The organism is Phyllobacterium sp. P5_D12 (assembly GCF_054049495.1).
In genome coordinates this window covers 1-4,479 of sequence record NZ_JBFUMG010000379.1, presented here as the reverse complement: position 1 = coordinate 4,479, position 4,479 = coordinate 1, and the positions used below count along the sequence as shown (strand labels likewise).

Genomic DNA, 4,479 nt, shown 5'->3' with positions numbered 1-4,479 from the left:
GCATTGACCATCAAGTTGATGATAACTTGCTGGAGCTGGACGGGGTCGCCTTGTATGGGCGGGATGCCGTGTTCAACATCCAGTATGATCTCCACACCATTGCGACGCGCGCTGGACTCGACATAAGCGAACGAAGCGGAAAGGAGATCGAAACAATCCACGGCCTCGAGTGTCGTGCTACCGCGTTCGAACAGTGTTCGAACGCGGGCGACGATATCGCTGGCTAACTGCGCGTAACCCACCATCCGACGTGCGTTCGCGGTAGCTTTTTCGATGTCGGGTTCATCTCTGTCTATCCAGCGCAGCAGTGCCCCACCGCTTGCAACGAGCGCACCGAGTGGCTGGTTTACTTCGTGTGCGATCGACGCTGCGAGTTCACCGGCGGTCGCGACCCTTGCAACATGTGCTATCTCGATTTCGTTCTGCTTCAATCGCTCGGCGTTTCGGATTGCCGCTGTGACGTCCATAATCACCGCGGTGTAGGCGGTATCCAGTGGCTGGCTCTTCTGTCCCAAAACACGGAGGTGCTTTACGCGGCCGTCGTCAAACTTCAGGCGGAATTCACCCTCGATTTCAGGCGATCCATTTCTCAGCTCTTGTCGCAGCCGTTCGACGCCGGGCCGATCTTCTTCGTGAATACGAGATAGAAGGAGCCCGAAGGACGGCTTCGTTTCTACGTCGTACTCCAAAATTCGGTATGTTTCATCAGACCAGAACAGCCCGTCGGTATCGAGTTCGAACCCGAAACTGCCGATCTTGCTCAGTTCTTGACCTCGTTTCAGGTAGGCCTCGCTAACCTGCAGCTTATTTTCAGCATGCTTTCGCTCTTCGATATCGAAGATGGCTCCATACCAGGCGACGATATTCCCGGTCTGGTCCTTGCAAGGCGTACCGATGCTCACACACCATCGATAACCGAGCCTGGAGTTGCCGACCCGCGCCTCGTATTGACCTTCGGCCCCGGTTAAGAGCATATTGCGCCAGTATGCCTCTATGCCTTCGCGGTCATCGGGATGCACGCCGTCTCGCCAGCCCCAGCCAACTGCATCCTTGAGCTCCTGACCCCAAAAATCCAACCACCGGCGATTGGCATAGTCCAGATAGCCATCGGGCCTAGTCCGCCAGATCATCGCTGGTATCTGTTCAAGCGTTCGCTCGAATTCTGCCGCAATACGATCACTGGCAACCTTTTGGGTAATCGTAGTATCGGCTTCAACTCCAATTAGCAGCGTTCCGGACTGCGAAGTGGCGGCACGGAAAACATGCCACCTAAACTGCTCGTCGCCGCTTCTAATGCGAAACAGAACCTCCTTTGGGGAGTCCTCGTGGGTCAGCGCGCGAAGGTGTTGGGTGTCAGATGTATGCAGGAGGCCTTGCCACCCAGAATCTAGAAGTGAACGTCGGTTTATGCCAGAGATAGAAGTCCAGTGTTTGTTGAGGTAGACGGCCTTACCTTCCGGATCAAGCCGAAGCACGAGTGCCGGTAGATGCTCAAACGTATCTGACAGTTCATGCATGGGCGACAGCCTCGGACATGAGCCGCGACGTGCTCGACGGCGGCCGACACATGGCTTGCGACTGGAGCAGGTACTTAGTCATATCGTTCCTCCTCGACGGCCTTGCCCTTGAACAACCAGTAGACGACCATTGTGTAAATCAGCGTGAGTGGGAAGACAAAAATACCCGCGCCCCAGAACAGAAACGATAGACTAGAGCGGGGAGCGGCCGCATCGTTGAGCGTGATCGAGAAGGGGATGATGTACGGATAAAATGAAGCTGCTAGCGTCGCGAAGGCTGAGATAAATAGGGCCACTGCACCTATGAACGGAAGCGCGTCGAATTTGTTGCTGCAGCCGCGGAAAATCAGGAAGCATCCGAAAACGCCGAGAACTGGGAATACGACGAGCCCGGGCCGCTCGATCCACCTGGTCATGACAGGCAATTCCATTGCCAACGAAAAGAAGAACGCGATCACGACAAATGCAATGACACCGATGAGCAGTTTGACAATTTGGCGATAAGCCGCATCGCGCAGGTCACCCTCGGTCTTCTTCACGAGCCATGTCGCCCCGAGCAAAGCGTAACCGAGACATAGTCCGATCCCGCACAGGATTGAAAATGGAGTTAGCCATCCGAGAGGCGTACCCGAATAGCGGCCAGCAGCATTGGGTATTCCAACAACCATCGCCCCCACTGCCGCGCCCTGCACAAAGGTGGCAACGATCGATCCGGTCGTGAACCCTGCGTCCCACAGCCATTTTTTGGTGACGCTCTTTTCCCGGAATTCGAAGGCGACGCCGCGGAAGATCAATGCGCCCAACATTAGGATCATAGGCAGATAGAATGCACTGAGTAACAAGGCATACACGACAGGGAACGCACCGAAGAGTATTGAGGCGGTCAGGATCAACCAAGTCTCGTTGCCATCCCACACAGGGGCGATTGAGTTGAGCATCTGTTTTTTGTGTTTGGCGTCCCGAACGAACCCGAACAGAATGCCGACACCGAGATCAAAACCATCCAAAAGAATGTAGAGCAGTAGCGTGAGGCCAAGGGCGGCCGTCCAGAACTCAACCATGTCAGTCACTCCGCAGGGCTGGGCGGTGTGCCGGGGCTACCACCTGTCATTGCCAAAGGCCGTTTGAAATTTGCCCCGTCACCGATTGACTCGGTTGCCTCAGCTGGGCCGATGCGTAGCAGTCGGTACACATAAATGACCCCCGCAACGGAAATGATGCTGTAGATGACTGCGAACAGAGCGAAGCTGATGGCGACTTGGCCAACTGTGAGCGAGGGTGTTACGGCATGCTCTGTTCGCAGGAGGCCGTAGACGGTCCATGGCTGTCGTCCGACCTCCGCCGTGAACCATCCGGTCAGCGTGGCGATAAAGCCCAAGGGAAAGCTGAAAAAAACCGCCCACAGCAATAGCCTTTGTCCGCTCAAGCGCCGCTTGTAGATGATCCATGAGCCATACCACGCCAGCGCCAGCATGATTAGTCCGCAACCCACCATGATCCGGAACGCGAAGAAAGGGATTACGACAGGTGGACGCAGATCCTTGGGAAAGCTCTTCAGGCCAACTTCTTCCGACGTAAAACTCATCGACCCGATTAGGCTCCCAAGATATGGGATAGTGATCGCGTAGGAGTTTGACTCAGTGGCCTCGTCAGGCCATGCGATGACGACCTCCGACGCCGGCTGCTCGTTCTCCCAGCGGCCCTCGATTGCGGCGAACTTCGCCGGCTGCTTGTCGTGCACATACTCCCCGGTCAGGTGTCCAAAGAAAATCTGGATCGGTACAAGGATGGCGGCCAGACCGAGGCCCATCCGCATCATGGAAATTCCTTCCGCTTGAAGACGTTTATCGATGAGGTACCATGCCCCGGTCGCCGCTATGCAGAAGGACGTTGTCACATAGGCAGCCAGAATCATGTGCGGGAAGCGAACCCAAACCACGGGACTGAAGATGATTGCCGACCAGTCCGTGGCGATGAAGATGCCGTTCGCGTCGATCTCGTAGCCGACCGGCCACTGCATCCAAGAATTGTTGACCATGATCCAGAACGATGAGAGGCTTGTTCCAAGCGTGACCATGGCGCAGGCGAATAGGTAGACCCAGGCAGGCACACGGTTTCGGCCGAACATCATGACGCCGAAGAAGCTGGCTTCTAGGGCGAATGCAGTGAAGCTTTCATAGCCTAGAAGCGGACCCTGGATAGGGCCGGTGCGCATCGACAGCTCGCTCCAGTTGGTGCCGAATTGGAAAGCCATGACGATTCCTGTCACGACACCCAGACCAAAGGCGATCGCGAATATTTTGAGCCAGAAATCCGAGAGACGGCGATAGATGTGACGTTCAGTGACGAGGTACATTGCGTTCAGCACCGTCAGCCACGCCGCCAGGCCAACCGTAAACGCCGGGAAAATTATGTGAAACGAAACGGTAAAGGCGAACTGCAGTCGTGATAGAAAGAGCGCAGTAATTTCCATGGGTTAACCTCCGTTATCGCAGTTATCGACCTTGGCCCGTGTTCGTGTCTGGCGGCCGCACTTCGCGGCATCAACCGGCTCATGCCGGCGTCCTCGAATTTCGAATTCCAACGGCGTAATGACACCAATCGGGTCCGTTGCGTGCTGTTCGCTACTATCCCTAAGAAGTCCCGTAAGCTTCTTGAGGGGCGGCGACCGCCCTTCACCGCGAGATCTGAAAGCGTGTAGATGTGGGGCCTAGGGAGAAGCCAGGCGCTGGCCACCGCAGTTAGATATTCTCGGTGACCATTTCCCAAACATCGTGACCCTTACCCTTGAGGATGGCCCGGGCGCTGTAGACGGCCATTCCGACCACGGCTTCGGGAGAGACGAACGGCGTCGGCGGGTTGACCAGCTGCATTGGGTTCACCTTGACGTCCAGAAGAGCCGGACCGGGCTGGGCGAGCCATTCTCGGATGGCACCGTCGAGGTCATCGGCCTTCGTAACAG

Annotated in this window: 3 protein-coding genes and 1 pseudogene; all 4 read right to left on the bottom strand. The window is 56.2% G+C overall.

Going from position 1 to position 4,479, the window contains the following annotated elements; genetic code table 11:
- On the bottom strand, positions 1-1,517 hold a 1,517-nt coding region (locus ACXJ5O_RS19830), incomplete at its 3' end, for a PAS domain S-box protein (RefSeq protein WP_457301393.1).
- 74 nt (positions 1,518-1,591) lie between these two features.
- Positions 1,592-2,578: a cytochrome d ubiquinol oxidase subunit II gene (cydB, locus tag ACXJ5O_RS19825; protein WP_457301392.1), complete on the bottom strand. Its 987-nt coding sequence runs from the start codon at positions 2,576-2,578 to the stop codon at positions 1,592-1,594.
- 5 nt (positions 2,579-2,583) lie between these two features.
- A complete protein-coding gene (locus ACXJ5O_RS19820) occupies positions 2,584-3,990 on the bottom strand; it encodes a cytochrome ubiquinol oxidase subunit I (protein WP_224506428.1) in 1,407 nt (468 codons plus the stop codon).
- A 268-nt stretch (positions 3,991-4,258) separates the two neighbouring features.
- A pseudogene (locus ACXJ5O_RS19815) lies at positions 4,259-4,479 on the bottom strand (ubiquinone-dependent pyruvate dehydrogenase); the annotation flags it as partial.